This is a genomic window from Pseudorhodoferax sp. LjRoot39 (assembly GCF_964253035.1).
Lineage (GTDB): Bacteria > Pseudomonadota > Gammaproteobacteria > Burkholderiales > Burkholderiaceae_C > Pseudorhodoferax.
Genome location: NZ_CAXUQL020000001.1, coordinates 178,455 through 199,261 on the forward strand (window position 1 = coordinate 178,455; position 20,807 = coordinate 199,261).

At 72.3% G+C, this 20,807-nt stretch carries 20 protein-coding genes; 15 read left to right on the forward strand and 5 right to left on the reverse strand.

Annotated elements, in window-relative coordinates:
- Window positions 1-10: 10 nt before the first annotated feature.
- The 9 genes from ACSQ4M_RS00865 (at window position 11) to ACSQ4M_RS00905 (ending at window position 10,592) form a co-directional block, all read left to right on the forward strand.
- Window positions 11-925: an EamA family transporter gene (locus ACSQ4M_RS00865; RefSeq protein ID WP_436187794.1), complete on the forward strand. Its 915-nt coding sequence runs from the start codon at window positions 11-13 to the stop codon at window positions 923-925.
- Between the two features lie 92 nt (window positions 926-1,017).
- The gene (locus ACSQ4M_RS00870; RefSeq protein WP_436187795.1) at window positions 1,018-2,640 is read left to right on the forward strand and encodes a thiamine pyrophosphate-binding protein; all 1,623 of its coding nucleotides are present in this window, start codon (window positions 1,018-1,020) and stop codon (window positions 2,638-2,640) included.
- A gap of 5 nt (window positions 2,641-2,645) precedes the next feature.
- Window positions 2,646-3,062: a GNAT family acetyltransferase gene (locus tag ACSQ4M_RS00875; RefSeq protein ID WP_436187796.1), complete on the forward strand. Its 417-nt coding sequence runs from the start codon at window positions 2,646-2,648 to the stop codon at window positions 3,060-3,062.
- Window positions 3,063-3,117: 55 nt separating this feature from the next.
- Window positions 3,118-4,740 (forward strand): alpha,alpha-trehalase TreF, encoded by a 1,623-nt coding sequence (gene treF / locus ACSQ4M_RS00880; protein WP_436187797.1) that lies wholly within the window; start codon window positions 3,118-3,120, stop codon window positions 4,738-4,740.
- 24 nt (window positions 4,741-4,764) lie between these two features.
- Window positions 4,765-5,319 (forward strand): NYN domain-containing protein, encoded by a 555-nt coding sequence (locus tag ACSQ4M_RS00885; protein WP_436187798.1) that lies wholly within the window; start codon window positions 4,765-4,767, stop codon window positions 5,317-5,319.
- A gap of 25 nt (window positions 5,320-5,344) precedes the next feature.
- Window positions 5,345-6,598: a molybdopterin molybdotransferase MoeA gene (locus ACSQ4M_RS00890; protein ID WP_436187799.1), complete on the forward strand. Its 1,254-nt coding sequence runs from the start codon at window positions 5,345-5,347 to the stop codon at window positions 6,596-6,598.
- The gene (locus ACSQ4M_RS00895; RefSeq protein WP_436187800.1) at window positions 6,589-8,514 is read left to right on the forward strand and encodes a molybdopterin biosynthesis protein; all 1,926 of its coding nucleotides are present in this window, start codon (window positions 6,589-6,591) and stop codon (window positions 8,512-8,514) included. The genes ACSQ4M_RS00890 and ACSQ4M_RS00895 overlap by 10 nt, the downstream gene beginning before the upstream one ends.
- A 93-nt stretch (window positions 8,515-8,607) precedes the next feature.
- Window positions 8,608-9,426 carry a substrate-binding domain-containing protein gene (locus ACSQ4M_RS00900; protein WP_436187801.1) on the forward strand — a complete coding sequence of 273 codons (819 nt, stop codon included), beginning with the start codon at window positions 8,608-8,610 and terminating at the stop codon, window positions 9,424-9,426.
- A gap of 47 nt (window positions 9,427-9,473) precedes the next feature.
- Window positions 9,474-10,592, forward strand: a complete 1,119-nt coding sequence (locus ACSQ4M_RS00905) for a substrate-binding domain-containing protein (RefSeq protein ID WP_436187802.1) — start codon at window positions 9,474-9,476, stop codon at window positions 10,590-10,592.
- Between the two features lie 3 nt (window positions 10,593-10,595).
- On the opposite strand, the gene mobA is transcribed toward ACSQ4M_RS00905, so the two are convergent.
- The 5 genes from mobA to ACSQ4M_RS00930 are packed head-to-tail and all read right to left on the reverse strand — an operon-like array spanning window position 10,596 to window position 14,905.
- A complete protein-coding gene (gene mobA, locus ACSQ4M_RS00910; RefSeq protein ID WP_436187803.1) occupies window positions 10,596-11,195 on the reverse strand; it encodes a molybdenum cofactor guanylyltransferase MobA in 600 nt (199 codons plus the stop codon).
- Window positions 11,192-11,797: a TorD/DmsD family molecular chaperone gene (locus tag ACSQ4M_RS00915; RefSeq protein WP_436187804.1), complete on the reverse strand. Its 606-nt coding sequence runs from the start codon at window positions 11,795-11,797 to the stop codon at window positions 11,192-11,194. Before ACSQ4M_RS00915 ends, mobA begins: the two co-directional genes overlap by 4 nt.
- On the reverse strand, window positions 11,794-13,959 hold the full coding sequence (locus tag ACSQ4M_RS00920) for a 4Fe-4S binding protein (RefSeq protein WP_436187805.1): 2,166 nt from the start codon (window positions 13,957-13,959) through the stop codon (window positions 11,794-11,796). The genes ACSQ4M_RS00915 and ACSQ4M_RS00920 overlap by 4 nt, the downstream gene beginning before the upstream one ends.
- Window positions 13,865-14,437, reverse strand: a complete 573-nt coding sequence (locus tag ACSQ4M_RS00925; protein WP_436187806.1) for a DUF3306 domain-containing protein — start codon at window positions 14,435-14,437, stop codon at window positions 13,865-13,867. The genes ACSQ4M_RS00920 and ACSQ4M_RS00925 overlap by 95 nt, the downstream gene beginning before the upstream one ends.
- 3 nt (window positions 14,438-14,440) lie before the next feature.
- Window positions 14,441-14,905: a DUF3305 domain-containing protein gene (locus ACSQ4M_RS00930; protein ID WP_436187807.1), complete on the reverse strand. Its 465-nt coding sequence runs from the start codon at window positions 14,903-14,905 to the stop codon at window positions 14,441-14,443.
- A 223-nt stretch (window positions 14,906-15,128) separates the two neighbouring features.
- Between ACSQ4M_RS00930 and ACSQ4M_RS00935 the strand changes: the two genes are divergently transcribed.
- Genes ACSQ4M_RS00935 through ACSQ4M_RS00960 form a run of 6 tightly spaced genes read left to right on the forward strand, consistent with a single transcriptional unit; the run spans window position 15,129 to window position 20,749 of the window.
- Window positions 15,129-15,353: a formate dehydrogenase gene (locus ACSQ4M_RS00935; protein ID WP_436187808.1), complete on the forward strand. Its 225-nt coding sequence runs from the start codon at window positions 15,129-15,131 to the stop codon at window positions 15,351-15,353.
- A gap of 19 nt (window positions 15,354-15,372) precedes the next feature.
- A complete protein-coding gene (locus ACSQ4M_RS00940; protein ID WP_436187809.1) occupies window positions 15,373-18,348 on the forward strand; it encodes a formate dehydrogenase subunit alpha in 2,976 nt (991 codons plus the stop codon).
- 10 nt (window positions 18,349-18,358) lie between these two features.
- Entirely contained in the window at window positions 18,359-18,952 is a 594-nt protein-coding gene (gene fdh3B / locus ACSQ4M_RS00945; RefSeq protein WP_436187810.1) for a formate dehydrogenase FDH3 subunit beta, read from the forward strand.
- Entirely contained in the window at window positions 18,952-19,182 is a 231-nt protein-coding gene (locus ACSQ4M_RS00950; protein ID WP_436187811.1) for a hypothetical protein, read from the forward strand. The genes fdh3B and ACSQ4M_RS00950 overlap by 1 nt, the downstream gene beginning before the upstream one ends.
- A 23-nt stretch (window positions 19,183-19,205) precedes the next feature.
- Window positions 19,206-20,357 carry a formate dehydrogenase subunit gamma gene (locus tag ACSQ4M_RS00955; protein WP_436187812.1) on the forward strand — a complete coding sequence of 384 codons (1,152 nt, stop codon included), beginning with the start codon at window positions 19,206-19,208 and terminating at the stop codon, window positions 20,355-20,357.
- 20 nt (window positions 20,358-20,377) lie between these two features.
- Window positions 20,378-20,749 carry a hypothetical protein gene (locus ACSQ4M_RS00960; protein ID WP_436187813.1) on the forward strand — a complete coding sequence of 124 codons (372 nt, stop codon included), beginning with the start codon at window positions 20,378-20,380 and terminating at the stop codon, window positions 20,747-20,749.
- Window positions 20,750-20,807: the final 58 nt, after the last annotated feature.

Genomic DNA, 20,807 nt, shown 5'->3' on the forward strand with positions numbered 1-20,807 from the left:
TCCGCGCCCCATGCCCGCCCCCGCCCTGCTGCCCCGCCCCACCGCCCTGCTGCTGATCGCCGCCATCGCCTGCTGCTTCGCGGGCAACCACGTGGCCGCGCGGCTGGCCTTCGACGACGGGGCCGGCGTGCTGACGGCCATCCTGTGCCGGGCCGGCACCGCCCTGCTGGTGCTGGGCGCGCTGGTCGCCTGGCGCCGCGAGCGGCTGGCGCTGCCGGCCGGCACCGGCGGCTGGCAACTGCTGCTGGGCCTGCTGCTGGCGGTGCAGAGCCTGTGCCTGTACTCGGCCGTGGCGCGCATCCCGGTGGCACTGGCCCTGCTGGTGGCCAACACCTTCCCGGTGCTGCTGGCCTTGCTGAACTGGGCCACGGGCGGCCCGCGGCCGACCCGGCGCGCCTGCCTGGTGATGGGCATCGTGCTGGCGGGACTGCTGCTGGCGCTGGACGTGCCGGCACGGCTGGCCGAGGCGCGCGGCGGCGGCAGCGGCATCGCCTGGGGTGCGGGCGTGGCCTTCGCGCTGACGGCCGCCACGGTCTTCTCGTTCAGCCTGTGGATCACCGACCGCCGGCTCGCGACGCTGCCGGGCACGGTGCGCAGCTTCTACGCCATGCTGACGGTCTGCGCCAGCATGGCGATGGCCGGCGCGGCCGGGGCCGTGCCCAGCGGCCTGGCCTGGCCGCAGCATGCGCCGGGCTGGACCGGGCTGGCGCTGCTGATGCTGCTGTACTGCACCGGCTTCACGCTGCTGTTCGTCTCGCTGCCGCGACTGGACATGGCGCGCAACGCGCCCATGATGAACGTCGAGCCCATCGCCACGCTCTTCATCGGCTGGGCCGTGCTGGACCAGTGGCTGGCGCCCATCCAGCTGGCCGGCACGGGGGTGGTGCTGGCCGGCATCGTGCTGCTGTCGCGCAGCCGGCGCTGACCTTGGTGGCTGCGGCCGGCACGCCGGCCGCCGCCCTGCGGTAGAAAGCCCTTCCCGCGGCCTGCTGCCGCGCCTTTGCCCACCAAGGTCCCATGCTCGGCTCCCAACTCGTCGTCCGCGCGCTCGCGCGCCAGGGCGTCACCACCGTCTTCAGCCTGTCCGGCAACCAGATCATGCCGGTCTACGACGCCTGCCTGGATGCCGGCATCCGCATCGTCCACGTGCGCCACGAGGCCGCGGCCGTGTCCATGGCCGACGCCTGGGCCCAGGTCACGGGCGGCGTCGGCGTGGCCCTGCTGACGGCCGGCCCGGGCCTGGCCAACGGCCTGGCGCCGCTGATGTCGGCGCTGCACGCCGAGAGCCCGGTGCTGCTGCTGTCCGGCGACACGCCGCTGGCCGAGGACGGCATGGGCGCGTTCCAGGAACTCGACCAGGCGGGCATGACGCGCCCCGTGGCCAAGGCCGCGCGCCGCGTGCGCGGCCTGGACGAACTGGCCGGCGCCGTGGACCAGGCCATCGCGCTCGCGCTGGCACCGCGCCGCGGCCCCGTGCACCTGGCCCTGCCCTTCGACCTGCTGACGGCCGACACCGGTCTGGCCGAGCTGCCGCCGCTGCCGACCGCCGAGCCCATGCCGCACGCCGACGCGGCCACGATCGACACGCTGGCCGCGCTGCTGGCCCAGGCCCGCAGCCCGCTCGTGCTGGCCGGCCCGGACGCGGCGCGCGCGCACAGTCACGCGGCGTGGCAGGCGCGCGGCGAACGCCTGGCCACGCCGGTGCTGCGGCTGGAGAGCCCGCGCGGCCTGCGCGATCCCTCGCTGGGCGCAGCCGCCGAATGCCTGGCCGGTGCCGACCTGCTGGTGCTGGCCGGCAAGCCGCTGGACTTCACGCTGGGCTTCGGCCGCAGCACGGTGTTCGCGCCCCAGGCCCGCGTCGTCGTGCTCGATCCGGACCCGGCGCTGGTCGCGCGTGCGCGCCGCCTGCTCGGCGACCGGCTGGCGCTGGCCTGCGTGTGCGAGCCCGGCGCGGCGCTGGACGCCGCCGCTGCGCGCGTCGCGCCCGAGCGCACGGACTGGCGGCGCAAAGTGGCCGGCGCCCTCGCCGCGCGCAACCAGGCGAACCCTGCGCCCATCGCGCCGGGCCGCATCGGCTCGCGCGCGCTGTGCGAGCAGGTGCAGCGCTTCCTGGCCACCGCGGCCGAACCCATCGTGGTCTGCGACGGCGGCGAGTTCGGCCAGTGGGCCCAGGCCATCTGCCAGGCGCCGGTGCGCATCGTCAACGGCGTGGCCGGCGCCATCGGCGGCGGGCTTCCCCAGGCCATCGCGGCCAAGATCGCGCGGCCCGGGGCCACCGTGGTCGTGCTGATGGGCGACGGCACGGCCGGCTTTCACCTGATGGAGCTGGACACGGCCGTGCGCGAGGCCGCGCCCGTCATCGCCGTGGTCGGCAACGACCTGCGCTGGAACGCCGAACACCAGATCCAGCTGCGCAACCACGGCCCCGGGCGCCTGGTCGGCTGCCAGTTGGCCGAGAGCGCGCGCTACCACGCCGTGGCGCAGGCGCTGGGCGGCTTCGGCGCCGCGGTGCGCGCGGAGGCGGACATCGCCGCGGCGCTGCGCCAAGCCCAGGCCAGCGGCCTGCCGGCCTGCGTCGACGTGGCCATCGACGGCCAGCCGGCGCCGGTGTTCAGCGCAGTGCCGACCGCGGGACACTGAGCACCATGCAGATCCGCCCCTACCTGGAGGCCGACGAGGCCGCCGTCGTCGCGCTCTGGCAGGCCTGCGGCCTGACCCGCCCGTGGAACGACCCGCACAAGGACATCGCGCGCAAGCTCACGGTGCAGCGCGAGCTGTTCCTCGTCGGCACACTGGAGGGCCGCATCGTGGCCAGCGTGATGGCGGGCTACGAGGGCCACCGCGGCTGGGTCAACTACCTGGCCGTGGCGCCGCAGCTGCAGGGCCGCGGGCACGGCGCAGCGCTGATGCAGCATGTCGAGCAGGCCTTCCTCGCGCAGGGCTGCCCCAAGGTCAGCCTGCTGGTGCGCGCGGGCAACAGCGCCGTGCTGGCCTTCTACCGCCGGCTGGGCTATGCGGTGGACGAGGCCGTGCCGCTGGGCAAGCGCCTGATCGCCGACTAGCTTCGGCTTTGGCCGACAGCGCGTAGCGGCCGGACAGGGCAAGATGGCCGCGTCCATGCCAACCGCACCGACTTCCCCCAACGGCATCCACACCGAACCCGCCACACGCCATGCCGCGGCCGAACGCCACCCGCCGCCGGACACGCAGACGCCGGCCGACCGCTACGCCGAGCTGTTCGAGGCGGTGCAGCGCGCCGGCGTGTTCGCCGACAGCAAGACCTTCCCCGACTGCGCACCGCTGGCCGCGCCCGAGCAGATCCTCGCGGCCTACCGAAAGCGCTGCGCGGCGCCGGGCTTCGACCTGCGCGCCTTCGTGGCCGCGCACTTCGTGCCGCAACGGCCGGCATTGGCCGGCCCCAACGATGCCCCGGCGCTGGCCCGCCCTGGCGGCGCGCCGGCGCAGGACCTGCGCAGCCACATCGACGCGCTCTGGGACGCGCTGACCCGCCACCCCGAGCAGCACCCGCACCGCGGCTCGCTGCTGGCGCTGCCGCACCCCTATGTGGTGCCGGGCGGGCGCTTCGTCGAGATGTACTACTGGGATTCCTACTTCACCATGCTGGGCCTGGCGGCCAGCGGGCGCACGCAGCTGCTGCATGCGATGACCGACAACTTCGCCTACCTGATCGAGCGCTTCGGCCATGTGCCCAACGGCACGCGCACCTACTACCTGAGCCGTTCGCAGCCGCCGCTGTTCGCCTGCATGGCCGAGCTCTGCGAAGGCTGCGGCGGCCAGGGCGCGCTGCGCTACCTGCCGCAGCTGCTGCGCGAGCATGCCTTCTGGATGGACGGTGCCGACGCGCTGGCACCGGGCCGGGCGCACCGGCGCGTGGTGCGCCTGGCCGACGGTGCGCTGCTCAACCGCTACTGGGACGACCGCGACCAGCCGCGCGAAGAGGCCTGGCGCGAGGACGTGGCCACCGCCGCGGCCGCACCGCAGCGCGCGGCGGCCGAGGTGTTCCGCGAGCTGCGCGCCGCCGCCGAATCGGGCTGGGACTTCAGCAGCCGCTGGCTCGACGCCCCGGCGGCCGGCCGCGACCGGCTGCAGGCCCTGGCCACCATCCGCACCACGCGCATCCTGCCGGTGGACCTCAACGCGCTGCTGCACAAGCTGGAAAGCCGCATCGCCCACCTGGCCGCGCAGGCCGGCGACGCCGCCATGGCGCGCCAGCACCGGGCCCTGGCCGACGCGCGCCGCACGGCCATGGACCACTGGCTCTGGAACGAAGAGGCCGGCGCTTGGCTCGACCTCGACTGGCCCGAACAGCGGCCGCGCCCGGCCCTGAACGCCGCCACCGCCACGCCGCTGTTCACGCGCACGGCCAGCCCGGCGCAGGCCCGCCGGCTGGCCGACACGCTGGCGCGCCGCCTGCTCGTGCCCGGCGGCCTGGCCACGACGGAACAGTGCAGCGCCGAGCAGTGGGACCGGCCCAACGGCTGGGCGCCGCTGCAGTGGATCGCCGCCGAAGGACTCAGCGCCTACGGTTGCGACGAACTGGCCGGCGAGATCCGCACGCGCTGGCTGCGCACGGTGGCGGCGGTGTACGGCCGCGAGCACCGGCTGGTCGAGAAGTACGCGTTGCACGCCCATCCCGAGGCCGTGGGCGGCAGCGGCGGCGAATACCCGCTGCAGGACGGCTTCGGCTGGACCAATGGCGTCACGCGGCAGTGGCTGTGACGGCGCCGGCTACGATCGCCCCCCATGCCGCACACCCCTGAGACGCCCTGCGTTGCCCTGTACTGGGATTTCGAGAACCTGCACGCCGGCCTGGTCGAGGCCCGCGCGGGCGAAGGCCACTACGCCAAGCCCGATGTGCGCTTCAAGCTGCAGGAGCCGCTGGTGGACGTGGCGGCCGTCACCGCCGCGGCCATCGCCCTGGGCCCGCTGGCCATCCACCGGGCCTACTGCAACTGGCAGTTCTTCAGCCGCTACCGCGATGCGCTGATGCAGGCCGGCATGGACCTCGTGCAGATGTTCCCGCCCGGCGGCGCGGCCAAGAACGGCGCCGACATCCGGCTCAGCCTGGATGCGCTGGAAGACCTGGCGCGCTTCCCGCACATCCGCACCGTGGTGGTGGTGGGCGGCGACAGCGACTTCCTGCCGCTGGCGCAGAAGATCCACGCGGCCGGCCGCCGGCTGGTGGGCGTGGGCACGCGGCCCAACACCAACCGCCACTGGGCCGGCAGCTGCGATGCCTTCCTCTGGTACGAGGATCTGGTGGGCGGAGCAGCCGCCGAGGTGCCCGCGAGCGCCTGAAAACCCCACTCCTATACTGGCCCGGATGCAGCCGACCGACCCTGTCTCCACCACCGATGTGCGCATGCGCGGCTTCACGCAGCGCGCCGAAGTGCCCGCCGCACTCGCCTGGATCGACGCCCACACGCCCTGCCTCGAAGGCGAACCGGTGGCCACCGAAGACGCCACCGGCCGCGTGCTCGTGCAGGACCTCGTCGCCCCCATCGCCGTGCCCGAGTTCGACCGCGCGGCCATGGACGGCTACGCGCTGCGCGGCGGCGAGACCACCGGCGCGGGCGACTACAACCCGCTGGAGTTCGCGGTCGTGGGCCAGGCCTTTCCCGGCCGGCCGTTCGAGGGCGCGGTGCCCGCGGGCGCTGCGGTCCGCATCATGACCGGGGCGCCCGTGCCGGCCGGGCTGGACGCCGTGCTGCCCGCCGAGTACGCACGCGAGGAGCACGGCCGCGTGGCCGTCGCCCAGCCGGTGGCGCCCGGCCAGCACGTGGGCCGCGTGGGCGAGGACATCGCACGCGGCAGCCAGGCGCTGGCAGCGGGCCGGCGGCTGCGCGCGCAGGACGCCGGCCTCGTCGCCTCGCTGGGCCTGGCCCAGGTGCAGGTGCTGCGCCAGCCGCGCGTGCGCCTGCTGGTCACCGGCAACGAGGTGCGCGCACCGGGACAGGCCAAGGGCCCGCACGAGATCTACGACGCGAACTCCGTCACGCTGCGCGGCCTGGTGGCGCGCGACGGCGGCCTGCTCGAGTCGCACCTGCGCCTGGGCGACGACCCGGAGCGGATCGCACAGGCGCTGGCCGCGCCGGGCGCGGACGTGGTGCTGGTCTCGGGCGGCTCCAGCGTGGGCGCCGAAGACCATGCGCCGCGCCTGCTGGCCCGCCTGGGCGAGCTGGCCCTGCACGGCATCGCCATGCGGCCCTCCAGCCCGGCCGGCATGGGCCGCATCGGCACGGCCCTGGTGTTCCTGCTGCCGGGCAATCCGGTGTCCTGCCTGTGCGCCTACGACTTCTTCGCCGGGCGCGCCATCCGCCGCCTGGGCGGCCGGCCGAGCGACTGGCCCTACCCGCGCGTGCAGGCCCTGCTGGCACGCAAGATCGTCTCGCAGGTCGGCCGCCTCGACTACGTGCGCGTGAAGCTCGGCGCCGAGGGCGTGGAGCCCATTGCGCTGTCGGGCGCCTCGGTGCTGAGCTCCACGGTGCGGGCCGACGGCTTCGTCGTCGTGCCGGCGCAGAGCGAGGGCCAGGGCGCCGGCAGCGAAGTGACCGTCCATCTCTACGCATGCCCGTGAAAGCCCAATCCCAATTCCTGCACGTGCTCACGCGCGACGAGGCGGAACAGCGCTTCCGCGCCCACCTGAACCTGGCGCCGCTGGGCGCCGCGACCGTGGCGCTGCATGCCGCGCTGGGCCGCGTGCTGGCCGAGGACGTGGTCGCGGCCGTCGACGTGCCCGGCTTCGACCGCTCCAATGTGGACGGCTTTGCCGTGCAGGCCGCCGACACCTGGGGCGCGATGGAGGAGGAACCGCGCCTGCTGGCCCTCACGGCCGAAACCCTGGCGCCCGGCACCGTGCCGCAGGCCGAGGTGGCCGAGGGCGGGGCCACGGCGATCGCCACCGGCGGCATGCTGCCGCGCGGCGCCGACGCGGTGGTGATGGTGGAGCACACCGATGTGCAAGGCGGCCAGGTGGTGGTGCGCCGCGCCGCCACGGCGGGCGAGAACGTGAGCTACGCCGGCACCGACATCGCGCGTGGCGAGACCGTGCTGCGCGCCGGCCAGCCGCTGAGCTCGCGCGAGATCGGCGTGCTCGCGGCGCTGGGCCTGGACCGGGTGGACGTGTACCGCCGGCCGCGCGTGGCCATCTTCTCCACGGGCAACGAAATCGTGGCGCCCGGCATGCCGCTGCCGGTGGGCGCGGTGTACGACTCCAACGCCGCCATCCTCGCTGCCGCGGTGGAGGAACTGGGCGGCGAGCCCGTGCGCCTGGGCGTGGTGCCCGACGACGAGGCCCTGCTGTCGGCGGCGCTGCGCCAGGGCCTGGAATGCGATGCCGTGGTCTTCTCGGGCGGCACCTCCAAGGGCGAGGGCGATCTGTCCTACCGCATCGTGGCGGCCCTGCAGGACCCCGGCGTCGTCGCGCACGGCGTGGCGCTCAAGCCCGGCAAGCCGGTCTGCCTGGCCGTGACCCAGGGCAAGCCGGTGGTGATCCTGCCGGGCTTTCCCACCTCGGCGGTGTTCACCTTCCATGAGTTCATGGCGCCCGTGGTCCGCGCCTTCGCCGGCCGGCCGCCCGAGCAGCGCCAGCTGGTGGATGCACGCCTGCCCATGCGCGTGAACTCCGAACGCGGCCGCACCGAGTACCTGCTGGTCGGCCTGGTGCCGGGCGACCAGGGCCTGGCCGCCTACCCCATGGGCAAGGGCTCGGGCTCGGTCACCACCTTCAGCGGCGCCGACGGCTTCATCACCATAGCCCAGCACACCGAGATCCTCGACGCGGGTGCGCCGGTGCAGGTGCAGTTGCTCGGCCAGGGCCTGCAGGCCGCCGACCTGATCCTGGTCGGCAGCCACTGCGTGGGCCTGGACTGGCTGGCCGGCGCCCTGGTGCGCCAGGGCCTGCGCATCAAGAGCATGAGCGTGGGCAGCACCGGCGGCCTGATGGCCGCCAAACGTGGCGAATGCGACCTGGGCGGCATCCACCTGATGGACCCGGACACGGGCGTCTACAACACCCACCTGCTGACGCCCGCGCTGGAGCTGGTGCCGGGCTACGGCCGCATGCAGGGCATCGTCTACCGGCACGGCGACGCGCGCTTCGCGGGCTTGGATGCGGCCACGGCCATCGCCGCGGCGCGCAGCGAGGCCGGCTGCGTGATGGTCAACCGCAACGCCGGCAGCGGCACGCGCATCCTGATCGACCGGCTGCTCGGCGGCGCGCAGCCGGCCGGCTACGGCGTGCAGACCAAGTCGCACAACGCCGTGGCGGTGGCCGTGGCGCAGGGCCGCGCCGACTGGGGCCTGGCCATCGACACGGTGGCGCGGCAGTACGGGCTGGGCTTCATCCCGGTGCAGGAGGAGCGCTACGACTTCGTGCTGCCCAGGGACCGGCTGGAACGCGCGCCGGTGCAGGCCTTCCTCGCGCTGCTGCGCTCGGACGCGGCACGCGCTGCGCTGCGCGGGCTGGGCTTTCGCGTCGACCCCGGCGGCTGACACGGCGGCGCTTATGCAGTGCCGTTCATATCGCGCAGAGGAAGGCGGGCCACCAGAATCGGCCCTCCTCTTCCCTTCCAAGGCACCGCCCCGATGCTGCTGCGCAAACGCTTCCTGCTCCTCGCCCTGCCCGCCGCCCTGCTCGCCTGTGCCGCACAGGCGCAGGACAAATTCATCGTGCTGGCCTCGACCACCTCGACCGAGCAGTCCGGCCTGTTCAAGCACCTGCTGCCGCAGTTCACGCAGGCCAGCGGCACCGCGGTGCGCGTGGTGGCTGTCGGCACCGGCCAGGCGCTGGACATGGCGCGCCGCGGCGACGCCGATGCGCTGTTCGTGCACGACCAGCCGGCCGAGGAGAAGTTCGTGGCCGAGGGCTTCGGCCTGGAGCGCCGCGCCGTCATGTACAACGACTTCGTGCTGATCGGCCCCAAGGCCGACCCGGCCGGCACGCGCGGCAACAACATCGCCGCCGCGCTCAAGCGGCTGGCCGACACGGGCGCGGGCTTCGTCTCGCGCGGCGACAAGAGCGGCACCCATTCGGCCGAGCTGCGCCAGTGGAAGCTGGCCGGCGTCGACCTGGCCGCCGCCAAGCCCGCCGGCTACAAGGAATGCGGCTGCGGCATGGGGCCGGCGCTGAACATCGCGGCCTCCACCGGCGCCTACGTGCTGGCCGACCGCGGCACCTGGCTCAACTTCAAGAACCGGGCCGACCTGGGCATCCTGGTCGAAGGCGACCAGCAGCTGTTCAACCAGTACGGCGTGATCGTGGTGAACCCCGCCAAGCACCCGCATGTGAAGAAGGACCTGGCGCAGGGCTTCGCCGACTGGGTGGTCTCTGCCCCGGGCCAGGCCGCCATCGCCTCCTACACCATCGGCGGCGAGCAGCTGTTCTTCCCGAACGCCGGCAGATGAGGCCGGGCGGCCGTGGGACACTGCGGCCCCCCTCGCCTGCTTCGCCCATGCATTCCTCCCGCCGCGGCATCCACCTGCGCTACACCTTCGAGACCGCCGAGAGCCACGGCCAGCAGCGCGCCGAGATCGAGAACCCCCTGTTCGACCTGCTCTCGGCCCTGCAGGCCGAGGGCTCCATCAGCGCCGCCGCGCGCGCGCAGAACAGCTCCTACCGGCACGCCTGGGGCGCGCTCAAGCACTGGGAGGAGGTGCTGGGCGCGCCGCTGGTGCTGTGGGGCCAGGGCCGCCACGCGCGGCTGACGCCGTTCGCACAACGCCTGCTGTGGGCCGAGCGCCAGGCCCGCGTGCGCATGACGCCGCATGTGGAGGCGCTGCGCGCCGAACTGGCGCGCGTGTTTGCGCTGGCCGACGACGCCGCGCTGCAGGTGCTGGAGATCTTCGCCAGCCATGACCTGGGCCTGCCGCAGCTGCAGGCCCTGGCCGAGGAACACGACGGCCTGCACATCGGCCTGCGCTTCGCCGGCAGCCAGGAGGCGCTGCGCGCGCTGAACGAGGGCCGCTGCCGCGTCGCCGGCTTCCATGTGGCGCAGAAGGCGGCACCCGACAGCGTGATGGCGCGCGCGCTGCGCCCGCTGCTGCAGCCCGGCGAGCACAAGCTGATCGGCAGCCACTGGCGGCGCCAGGGCTGGATCTGGCGCTTAGGCGAAGAGCGGCCCGAGGACATCGCTGCGCTGCGCAGCGGCCGCTGGCGCTTCGTCGCGCGCCAGCCCGCCTCAGGCACCCGGCTGCTGACAGACCATCTGCTGGCCCAGGGGGCCGTGGCCCCGGAAGACGTGCCGGGCTACACCACGCACATGGAAGACACGCACGTGGCCGTGGCCGCGGCGATTGCCAGCGGCGCGGCCGACGTGGGCATCGGCATCGAGGCGGCGGCCGCCGAGGCGGGCCTGTCGTTCGCGCCGCTGGTCGACGAGAACTACTACCTGCTGTGCCACAAGCAGGACCTGGAGACGCCGCCGCTGCGCGCCCTGCGCGCGCGCCTGGCCTCGCCGGCCTGGGCCGAGGCGCTGGCCCGGCTGCCGGGCTACGGCGTGCAGCAGCCGGGCGAGGTGCTGGCGCTCACCCGGGCACTGCCCTGGTGGCGCTACGCGCGGCCGAAGGCCTGAGCCTCAGCGCTGCAGCTGCTGCAGTTCCTGCGGCGTGTTGGCGTTGAAGAAGGCGGCCGCGTCGTCGAAGGGCAGCTCGATCTTGCGGTGCTGGCTGGCCCACAGGCCGAACTTGCGTTCGCCCGTGTGCAGGAAGGCCACGAGGCTCTCGACCAGTTCGGTGCGCAGCAGGCAGAACACGGGCTGCGCACGCAGCCGACCGTCCTCCAGCGTGGCCGCCATGGCGATCTCGGCGTCCTGCGCCACAGCGGCCGTGGCCAGGCGTGCGACCAGGTCGGTCGGGAAGTCCGGCGTGTCGCAGGGCACCGTGACCAGCCAGGGCGTCTCGGCGTGCTCCAGCCCCGTCAGCAGGCCGGCCAGCGGGCCGGCGTAGCCCTCCACCGAATCGGGCCAGACCGGCACGCCCATGGCCTCGTAGGCCGACAGGTTGCGGTTGGCACTGACCATGCTCGTCCCCACCTGCGGCTGCAGGCGCAGCAGCGCATGCAAGGCCAGCGGCATGCCGCAGTGGTTCTGCAGGCCCTTGTCGACGCCGCCCATGCGGCTGCCGCGGCCGCCGGCCAGCACCAGGCCGGTGATGTCTTCGCGCGCGATGGTGTTCATGTTTCGATGAGGTCGAAGGCCTGCGTCTCGACCTGGACGAAGGCCAGGGTCATGGCGGCGATGGCACGCCACAGCCGGGCCGCGGGCTGGGCCTCGACCGCCTGGGACAGCGGCTCGATCCAGGGCTGCACGTGGGCGCGGAAGAAGTCGCGCTGCTGCGCCAGGTTGTCCGCCGCCATGCCCTCGCCCGCGATCAGGTAGCGCATGACCTCCAGCACATAGGACACATGGTCCTCGGTCTCGAACTGCGCGGCATCGCGCGTGAGACCCAGGGCCGCGAGGTCCTCGCGCAAACGGGCCAGCGGCTTCTCGTTGACGAAGCCCGCGAGGAAGAACGAGGCATAGGGAAAGACCTCGGGCTTGCCCACGCCCTGGAACAGCGCGGCGAACTCGTCCTGCGCGGACGCCGGCGTGGCGGTGCGCATCTGCGCCACCAGATCCTGCCAGGGCGCTTCCAGGAAGCTGCCGGGCTCGGGCGCCTCGGTCACGGCCAGCTGGAACTGCGCGAGCAAGGCGGCGTCGGGCGGCGCCAGCCACAGGCGCGCCAGCAGGCCATAGAGCTCGGCGCGCGCGATTTCTTCGCTGAAGGTCTCGGTGCTCACAGGTCGGTGATCCGCAGTTCTTGGGGGTTGGAGTACATGTCGACGACGCGGCAGTCGCTGCACATCTTGAGCCGTTCGGCCGCGGCGCCCTGGAAGGCGGCGTGGCCGGCCAGCTTGGTCAGCATGGTCTCGATGGCGCGCAGTGTGCCGAAGGGCTTGGCACAGCGCACGCAATGGAAGGGCTGGGCCTCGTGCAGCACCCGGGCCTGGGCCCGCGCACGGCCACCGTCGGCCAGCAGCAGACGCGGTTCGAGCCGGATCGCGTCCTCCGGGCAGGTGGTCTCGCACAGGCCGCATTGCACGCAGCTCTTCTCGGTGAAGCGCAGCTGCGGCCGGTCCGGGTTGTCGGACAGGGCCTGCGAGGGGCAGGCACCCACGCAGGCCAGGCACAGCGTGCATTTGGCCGCATTGACCTGCAGGCTGCCGTACAGCGCCCCGGGTGCGGGCAGTGCGATGGCCTCGGGCACGGCCTCTTGGCTCTGCGCCAGCAGATGGGCCAGCGCCAGCTCGAGCGTGTTGCGCTTGTCGGCCTGGACCACGAAGCTGGCGGCCTGGGCCACGCCCTGGGCCGGCGGCACGCGCAGGGCCGCGTCGAGCGCGGCGGTGTCGCCTGCCGGGATCAGCCGGAAATGGGTGCCGGCATAGCCCAGACCGTGCACGATGGCCTGGGCCTGCGCCATCTGCGCGGCCAGCGCCTCGAGGTACTGCGGCGCCTCGCTGCTGCCGGTCAGCACCCAGACCTGGCTGGCGCCCTGCGCCAGCGCGGCCAGCCACACGTCCAGCCCCACGCTGGCGCTGTGCCACACGGCCAGCGGCAGCACGCGGGCCGGCACGCCATGGGCCCGGCCCGTGCTGGCCGCGCGGCCCAGGGCCTCGATGGCCGCCGTGCCCTCCTCCTGGCTGTGCAGCAGCAGCGCCGCATCGCGGCCGCCGGCTGCGGCATAGGTGCGCAGCAGCGTGCGCACGCGCTTGCCCAGGTCGGCCGGCGTGGGGTAGGCGAAGCTCAGCGCGCCGCTGGGGCAGACCGTGCCGCAGGCGCCGCAGCCTACGCACAGGTGCGGCTCCACCACGATGCCCGCCGTCGGGTGGCCCACGCTGCCGCGTCCGCGCGCCGCCGTCTTGCCCTTGAGCGAGGCGTCGGAACGGATGGCCTGGGCCGAGCACACGTCGATGCAGGCCGAGCAGCCGACCTGCTGGTTGCGCGTGTGGGCGCACAGCCGCTGCTCGTAGCGGAAGAAGCGGGGCTTGTCGAACTCGCCGACCAGCCCACGCAGCTGCAGCACGGCCTGCGTGAGCGCTGCGTCCGGCGGCACATGGACGTAGCCCTGCGGCGGCTGGTGCATGGTCAGCGCAGGCACCTCGCCGAGGTCCAGCACGAGGTCGAAACGCGCCTCCTCGCTGCGCGGGCTGCGCTCGAAATCGATCGCACCGGCGGCCTGGCAGGCGGCCACGCAGTCGCGGTGCGCCGTGCAGCGCGCGAGGTCGACCTGGTAGCTGAAATCGATCGCGCCTTCGGGGCAGGCCGCGATGCAGGCATTGCAGCGCGTGCACAAGTCGAGGTCGATCGGGTTGCCGCTCTCCCAGCCGGCCTCGAAGGTGCCCAGCCAGCCCGAAAGGCGCGTGAGCCGGCCGCGCAGCACGACCTGGTCGTGCCGCTGCGCCAGCGCACCGCCGTCGACCAGCAGCGTGAGCTCGAGCGCATCGCCGAGCAGCGCCGCCGCGGCCTCGGCACGTTCGGCCGGCCCGACCACCAGGCAGCGGCCGGCCGAGCGGTAGCCCACCGTCGCGACCGGTTCGGGCGGTGGCAGCTGGGCGGCGGCGATCAGCGCTGCCAGCTTGGGCGTGGCAGCAGCGCCATCGCGCGACCAGCCGCCCGTCTCGCGCAGGTTGACGAAGCGGATCGGCCGTTCGGCCATCGGCGGCGCGCCTTCGGTCTGTTCGGCCAGTTCCATGAACAAACGGCTTTCCTGGGTGCAGCCGACCAGCAGTTCCTCGCCCGAGCGGGCGGCGCGCTGGAACGCCGGCGCCTCGCGCCGGCACAGCACGGAGTGGACGTCGGCCAGGCCCTCAGCACTGGCCCCCGGCGTTGCCGCCAGCGCCCGGCTCAGGGCCGGGCGGTCCAGGGTCATGGAGCGATTGCAGTCGCAGATCAGGGTCTTCATCGTGGGGCTCCATCGCGGCCGCAGGTGGGAGCTGCGGGCCGGCTGCCGGCGGACCCGTCCGTGCGGGCTCCGTCTCGGTCTCGGGGGCGGTCAGGCCAAGCCAGGCCGCCTGCGCCATCTGCCGCAGCATGGCTGCGGGCAGGGGGTCGGGGGTGTTGTAGTCGTCGATGTAGGTGTCCAGCCCGTCCATCACATTGAAGTGCGGATCGCTGAACAGCTTCCGGAGCGCGGCGTTGCGCACCTCGCCGCTGACCTCGGGCGCGACGAAGCGCGAGAAGTCGGAGTCGCTGGTCAGCTGCGTCACATCGTCCAGCGTGGGCAGCGGCGGCGCGGCGGGCTCGGGGGCGGGCGCATCGGCAGGCGCCACAACGGGCGCGGGCGCAGCCACGGGCGCTGGCACCTCCGGCACCACCCCCCCCTGGCGCGCCTGCACCTTGCGCTGCGACCAGCGCGCGAGAAAGCCGCTGTCCTGGGCCATGGCTCAGCGCCGCTCTTGCGGCGCCACGAAGGACGCCGGGCGCTTGCGCCGCTTGGGCTCGGGCCGGTAGTGTTCGTCGACGTAGTCCTGCAGCGCGGCGCGCACGCCCTCGTCCAGCGGGCAGTTGTCCACGCGCTCCTGCGCGTCGAGCCAGCGGCCGGCCTCGTTGTACGACAGGGTCACGATCTCGGGCCAGGCCCGCGACGGGTCGGCATGGTCGGTGCGCCACATCACGAACCAGACCGGCGCGCCGGAACTCAGGTTGAGGTAGTAGCCCTCGGCCTCGTCGCGGTGCAGGGTGACCGGCAGATCGGGGAACAGCCACTGTGCGCAGCGGCCATCGTCGCGCAGCAAGCGCGGTGCGCTGCCGAAGCCGCCGTCGTCGGCGACGACCTCGGCGATGCTGAAGCGCCACTCCTCCCAGCGGCTGGGTTGCCGCAGGCGGTCGATGCGCACCGCAACGCGCATGCAGGGAGGAAGCTCGTTCGAGAACACCGTGGGGACACTCCGCGGCGCCGTGGCACCGGTTGGCGGCCTGTCCAGCACGGCCGATGCGCGGCAGTGTAGTGCGCACCCCCCTGTCGCCACAGATGGGGGCAATCCCCAGCATGCGGGAATGGCGCTGCGGCTTATGCTTTGTCGGTAATATGTGTCGCTGTGCCGGCGATCGCGCCGGAAAGAGGTTAGCCAGATGTCCCAGCCAAACCCTTCGCGCGATACGCGCCAGCCCGCCCTGTCCCGCCGCACCGTGTTCGCCGGTGCCGGCGTCGTGGGCGCCGCAGCCGCGGCCGCCGCCGTGCTCCCTGGCGCGGTGCGCAGCCCCGCCCCTGCCGTCGCAGCGGCGCCGCAGCCGACCGGCTCCGGCTACCAGCTCACGGAACATGTGAAGCGCTACTACCAGACCGCACGCGTCTGAGCCGCACGAGGAGCCTGCCATGTTGCTCACCCGCAAGTCCTCCGCCACGCACCCGGTGCACCTGTCCTCGGGCCTGGTGGCCCAGCTCGCGCGCGGGCTGTCCCATGCGGTTCCCACCGTCGACCGCCGGGCCTTCCTGCGCCGCTCCGGCCTGGGCGTGGGTGCCGGCATCGCCGCCTCGCAGCTCACGTTGGTCAAGAAGGTCGAGGCCGCGGCCGACGCCCCGGCCACCGGCAAGGGAAAGGTCGAGGTCAAGCGCACGGTCTGCGGCCATTGCTCGGTGGGCTGCGCGGTGGACGCCGTGGTCGAGAACGGTGTCTGGGTGCGCCAGGAGCCGGTGTTCGACTCGCCGATCAACATGGGTGCGCACTGCGCCAAGGGCGCGGCGCTGCGCGAGCACGGGCATGGCGAGTTCCGCCTGAAGTACCCGATGAAGCTCGTCAACGGCAAGTACGAGCGCATCGGCTGGGACCAGGCTTTGAGCGAGATCAGCGCCAAGATGCTGGAGCTCAAGAAGGCCAGCGGCCCCGATTCCATCTTCATCGTTGGCTCGTCCAAGCACAACAACGAGCAGGCCTACCTGCTGCGCAAGTGGCTGTCGTTCTGGGGCAGCAACAACACCGACCACCAGGCGCGCATCTGCCACAGCACCACGGTGGCGGGCGTCGCCAACACCTGGGGGTATGGCGCGATGACCAACTCCTACAACGACATGCAGAACGCCAAGGCGGCGCTGTACATCGGCTCCAACGCGGCCGAGGCGCACCCGGTGTCCATGCTGCACCTGCTGCATGCCAAGGAGACGGGCTGCAAGGTGATCGTGGTGGACCCGCGCTTCACGCGCACCGCGGCCAAGGCCGACGAGTACGTGCGCATCCGCTCGGGCACCGACATCGCCTTCCTGTTCGGCGTGCTCTACCAGGTGTTCAAGAACGGCTGGGAGGACAAGAAGTACCTGGAGGACCGCGTCTACGGCATGGACAAGGTGCGCGAGGAGGTGCTCGCCAAGTGGACGCCGGACAAGGTGCAGGAGGTCTGCGGCGTCGACGAGGCCACCACGCTCAAGGTCGCCAAGATCATGGCCGAGAACCGGCCCAGCACGCTGGTGTGGTGCATGGGCCAGACCCAGCACACCATCGGCAACGCCATGGTGCGCGCCTCCTGCATCCTGCAGCTGGCGCTGGGCAACATCGGCAAGTCCGGCGGCGGGGCCAACATCTTCCGCGGCCACGACAACGTGCAAGGCGCCACCGACGTCGGCCCCAACCCCGATTCCCTGCCCGGCTACTACGGCCTGGCCGAGGGCGCGTTCAAGCACTTCGCGGCCACCTGGGGCGTGGACTTCGAGTGGATCAAGCAGCAGTACGCGCCGGGCATGATGACCAAGCCCGGCATGACGGTCTCGCGCTGGATCGACGGCGTGCTCGAGAAGAACGAACTCATCGACCAGGACAGCAACCTGCGCGGCCTGTTCTTCTGGGGCCACGCACCCAACTCGCAGACGCGCGGGCTGGAGATGAAGAAGGCGCTGGACAAGCTCGACCTGCTGGTGGTGGTCGACCCCTTCCCGAGCGCCACGGCCGCCATGGCGGCCATGCCCGGCCAGGCCGGCGATCTCAACCCCAACCGCGCGACCTACCTGCTGCCGGCGACCACGCAGTTCGAGACCAGCGGCTCGTGCACCGCATCGAACCGCTCCATCCAGTGGCGCGAGAAGGTCATCGAGCCGCTGTGGGAAAGCCGCAGCGACCACATGATCATGTACCAGCTGGCCGAGAAGCTGGGCTTCGCCAAGGAGCTGGTCAAGAACTACAAGATGCAGAAGGTCAAGGGCATGGACGAGCCCGTGCCCGAGGACATCCTGCGCGAGATCAACAAGTGCGTCTGGACCATCGGCTACACCGGCCAGAGCCCCGAGCGGCTCAAGGCCCACATGCGCAACATGAACGTCTTCGACGTGAAGACGCTGCGCGCCAAGGGCGGCATCGACAAGGAGACCGGCTACGCGCTCGACGGCGACTACTTCGGCCTGCCCTGGCCCTGCTGGGGCACGGCGGAGATGAAACATCCCGGCACGGCCAACCTGTACGACACCAGCCAGCACGTGATGGACGGCGGCGGCAACTTCCGCGCGAACTTCGGCGTCGAGCGCGCGGGCGTCTCGCTGCTGGCCGCCGACGGCTCGCACAGCAAGGGCGCGGACCTGACCACCGGCTACCCCGAGTTCGACCATCTCCTGCTCAAGAAGCTGGGCTGGTGGGGTGAGCTCAGCGAGGCCGAGCAAAAGGCCGCCGAGGGCAAGAACTGGAAGACCGACCCGACCGGCGCCATCATCCGCGTGACCATGAAGAACCATGGCTGCCACCCCTTCGGCAACGCCAAGGCGCGGGCCGTGGTCTGGAACTTCCCCGACCCGATCCCGCAGCACCGCGAGCCGCTGTACAGCACGCGGGCCGACCTCGTCGCCAAGTACCCGACGCACGACGACAAGAAGGCCTTCTGGCGCCTGCCCACGCTGTACAAGACGGTGCAGGAGCAGAACAAGGACATCGGCAAGACCTTCCCGCTGGTCATGACCTCGGGCCGGTTGGTCGAGTACGAAGGCGGCGGCGAGGAAACCCGCTCCAACCCCTGGCTGGCCGAGCTGCAGCAGGAAATGTTCGTCGAGATCAACCCGCGTGCCGCCAACGACCGCGGCATCCGCAACGGCGACCAGGTCTGGGTCAAGACGCCGCCGATGGCCGCCGTGCCCGACTTCAAGGGCCTCAAGGTACGCGCCATGGTGACCGAGCGGGTGGACGCGGGCACGGTGTTCCTGCCCTTCCACTTCTCGGGCCGCTGGGGCGGCATCGACATGGCCAAGTACTACCCCGAAGGCGCGATGCCCATCGTGCGCGGCGAGGCCATCAACACCGCCACGACCTACGGCTACGACAGCGTCACGATGATGCAGGAAACCAAGACCACCGTGTGCCAGATCGAGAAGGCCGCATAAGGAGAACGACATGGCACGCATGAAATTCATCTGCGACTCGGAGCGCTGCATCGAGTGCAACGGCTGCGTCACGGCCTGCAAGGCCGAGAACGACGTGCCGTGGGGCGTGAACCGCCGCCGCGTGGTCACGCTGGGCGACGGCCAGCCCGGCGAGAAAAGCATCTCGGTGGCCTGCATGCACTGCAGCGACGCGCCCTGCATGGCGGTGTGTCCGGTCGACTGCTTCTACCGCACCGACGAGGGCGTGGTGCTGCACGACAAGGACGTGTGCATCGGCTGCGGCTACTGCAGCTACGCCTGCCCGTTCGGCGCGCCGCAGTTTCCGAGCAACGGCACCTTCGGCCTGCGCGGCAAGATGGACAAGTGCACCTTCTGCGCCGGCGGCCCGGAAGAGCACGGCAGCGCCGCCGAGAACGAGAAGTACGGCCGCAACCGGCTGTCCGAAGGCAAGCTGCCGGCCTGCGCCGAGATGTGCTCGACCAAGGCCCTGCTCGGCGGCGACGGCGACGTGGTGGCCGACATCTTCCGCACCCGCGTGCTGCACCGCGGCAAGGGCAGCGAGGTCTGGGGCTGGGGCACGGCCTACGGAAAGCCGGGCAAGTGATGGCCCGCGCCACCCTCCTGTGCGCCGCGCTGGCCGCCGCCGCGCTGCTGGGCGCCTGCGGCGAGAAGCCGCAGCATGCCGGCACCAGCCATGGCAACAGCACGCCAGCCTGGAACGGCCCGCAAAGCGGCTTCACCGCACCGGGCTGGAAGGTCGGCGACCAGGCCAGCTGGGACGAGCAGATCAAGCAGCGCAACCGCGGCCAGAACGAGTACCTGCGCCTGCCCTGACCACCGATGCAAAGGCCTCGACCATGAACAAGGCGCTTTCCCGCTGGATCGCGGTCGCCCTGCTGGGAGCTGCGGGTGCCTGGGCCCAGACCCCTGCCCCGGCCGCCACGACCGAATCCGCCGCCACGGCAAGCAACGGCCCGCCGCCCGGCTTCGTGGCACCGGCCGAACCCCAAGCCGACGACAGCAACGCAGCGCGTGCGAAGTCGCAGCCCGGCAACAACGCGCCGTTCTGGCGCGGCGTGCGCAACTCGGGCGAGACCGCAGGCGTGACGCAGGTTCCCGGCCTCGAGACAGGCGTGCTGATCCAGCGTTTCGAACGCTACCCGGGCGTTGACTACGCCACGGCCGGCGAGGCCTGGCGGCAGGTGCGCAACCGCTTCATCATCCCCTACGGTGGCGCGCTGATGCTGATCGCGCTGGTGGCCATCGCGCTGTTCTACTTCGGCCGCGGCACCATGGGGCATGCCAGCGCGGAAGGCGGCCGGCGCATCGAGCGCTTCACGCCCTTCGAGCGTGCCGCCCACTGGCTCAACGCCATCGCCTTCGTGCTGCTGGGGATCTCCGGCATCGTCATGGCCTTCGGCAAGTTCCTGCTGCTGCCCTGGATGGGGCACACCGTGTTCGGCCTCATCACCTACTGGCTCAAGACGCTGCACAACTTCGTGGGCCCGCTGTTCGCCGTCTCGCTGCTGGTGATCTTCTTCACCTTCGTCAAGGACAACCTGCCGCGCCGGGAGGACTGGACCTGGGTCAAGAAGGCCGGCGGCATGTTCTCCGGCCACGAGGTGCCCTCGCACCGCTTCAATGCCGGCGAGAAAGGCATCTTCTGGGGCGGCGTGTTCGTGCTGGGCCTGACCGTGGTGGCCTCGGGCCTGGTGCTGGACCACCTCGTGCCCAACCTCGCCACCACGCGCGGCACCATGCAGATCGCCCACATGTTCCACGCCACGGGTGCGGTGCTGATGCTGTGCGCCTTCTTCGGCCACATCTACCTGGGCACGCTGGGCATGCGCGGCGCCTACAAGGCCATGCGCACCGGCTATGTCAGCGACGCCTGGGCCCAGGAACACCACGCGCTCTGGTACGAGGACATTCGGGCCGGCAAGATCCCCGTGCAGCGTTCGGGCGATCCGGCGGCCAAGGAACCCCTGCACCCGGCCCGTCAGGCGTGAACGGCCCTCCGGAGACCCCCATGAGACACACCGCCCTGCTGGCTCTCGTCTTTGTCGTCGGCAGCGCGTCGGCCAAGCTGCCCGCGCTGTCGGACGAGGCCAAGGCCAAGGCCGCCGAGACCACCGCCAGGACAGCCTGGTCCGACAAGGTTGCGGCCTACCAACTGTGCCAGGCCATGGACCGGGTGGCCGCCGGCTACCTCGCGCACGCGCGTGCCGAGGGCAAGGCCGTGCAGCCGACGCCCACGCCGCCATGCAGCGATCCGGGCGCGTTCAGCTACGCGCCGCCCGAATCCAAGCCCATCGAGGCGGCCGGTGCGCACTCGCCGCCCCAGACGGCGGCGACGCCTCCCAGCACCACGCAGCCCGCGGCCGCGGGGACCAAGCCCTGAACGCTCCGGACGTTCAGGCCACGGCCGCCCGAGGGTTCGAAGCCAGCGCCACGCACCA

Excerpts from the sequence above, each read along its gene's own strand:
- ACSQ4M_RS00940 (WP_436187809.1), top strand. The coding sequence starts at position 15,373 with ATGTTGCTCACCCGCAAGTCCTCCGCCACGCACCCGGTGCACCTGTCC.
- ACSQ4M_RS00885 (WP_436187798.1), top strand. The coding sequence starts at position 4,765 with ATGCCGCACACCCCTGAGACGCCCTGCGTTGCCCTGTACTGGGATTTC.
- ACSQ4M_RS00960 (WP_436187813.1), top strand. The coding sequence starts at position 20,378 with ATGAGACACACCGCCCTGCTGGCTCTCGTCTTTGTCGTCGGCAGCGCG.
- ACSQ4M_RS00920 (WP_436187805.1), bottom strand. The coding sequence starts at position 13,959 with ATGAAGACCCTGATCTGCGACTGCAATCGCTCCATGACCCTGGACCGC.
- ACSQ4M_RS00865 (WP_436187794.1), top strand. The coding sequence starts at position 11 with ATGCCCGCCCCCGCCCTGCTGCCCCGCCCCACCGCCCTGCTGCTGATC.
- ACSQ4M_RS00870 (WP_436187795.1), top strand. The coding sequence starts at position 1,018 with ATGCTCGGCTCCCAACTCGTCGTCCGCGCGCTCGCGCGCCAGGGCGTC.
- ACSQ4M_RS00930 (WP_436187807.1), bottom strand. The coding sequence starts at position 14,905 with ATGCGCGTTGCGGTGCGCATCGACCGCCTGCGGCAACCCAGCCGCTGG.
- mobA (WP_436187803.1), bottom strand. The coding sequence starts at position 11,195 with ATGAACACCATCGCGCGCGAAGACATCACCGGCCTGGTGCTGGCCGGC.
- treF (WP_436187797.1), top strand. The coding sequence starts at position 3,118 with ATGCCAACCGCACCGACTTCCCCCAACGGCATCCACACCGAACCCGCC.
- ACSQ4M_RS00900 (WP_436187801.1), top strand. The coding sequence starts at position 8,608 with ATGCTGCTGCGCAAACGCTTCCTGCTCCTCGCCCTGCCCGCCGCCCTG.
- ACSQ4M_RS00925 (WP_436187806.1), bottom strand. The coding sequence starts at position 14,437 with ATGGCCCAGGACAGCGGCTTTCTCGCGCGCTGGTCGCAGCGCAAGGTG.
- ACSQ4M_RS00890 (WP_436187799.1), top strand. The coding sequence starts at position 5,345 with ATGCAGCCGACCGACCCTGTCTCCACCACCGATGTGCGCATGCGCGGC.
- fdh3B (WP_436187810.1), top strand. The coding sequence starts at position 18,359 with ATGGCACGCATGAAATTCATCTGCGACTCGGAGCGCTGCATCGAGTGC.
- ACSQ4M_RS00905 (WP_436187802.1), top strand. The coding sequence starts at position 9,474 with ATGCATTCCTCCCGCCGCGGCATCCACCTGCGCTACACCTTCGAGACC.
- ACSQ4M_RS00935 (WP_436187808.1), top strand. The coding sequence starts at position 15,129 with ATGTCCCAGCCAAACCCTTCGCGCGATACGCGCCAGCCCGCCCTGTCC.
- ACSQ4M_RS00895 (WP_436187800.1), top strand. The coding sequence starts at position 6,589 with ATGCCCGTGAAAGCCCAATCCCAATTCCTGCACGTGCTCACGCGCGAC.
- ACSQ4M_RS00950 (WP_436187811.1), top strand. The coding sequence starts at position 18,952 with ATGGCCCGCGCCACCCTCCTGTGCGCCGCGCTGGCCGCCGCCGCGCTG.
- ACSQ4M_RS00875 (WP_436187796.1), top strand. The coding sequence starts at position 2,646 with ATGCAGATCCGCCCCTACCTGGAGGCCGACGAGGCCGCCGTCGTCGCG.
- ACSQ4M_RS00955 (WP_436187812.1), top strand. The coding sequence starts at position 19,206 with ATGAACAAGGCGCTTTCCCGCTGGATCGCGGTCGCCCTGCTGGGAGCT.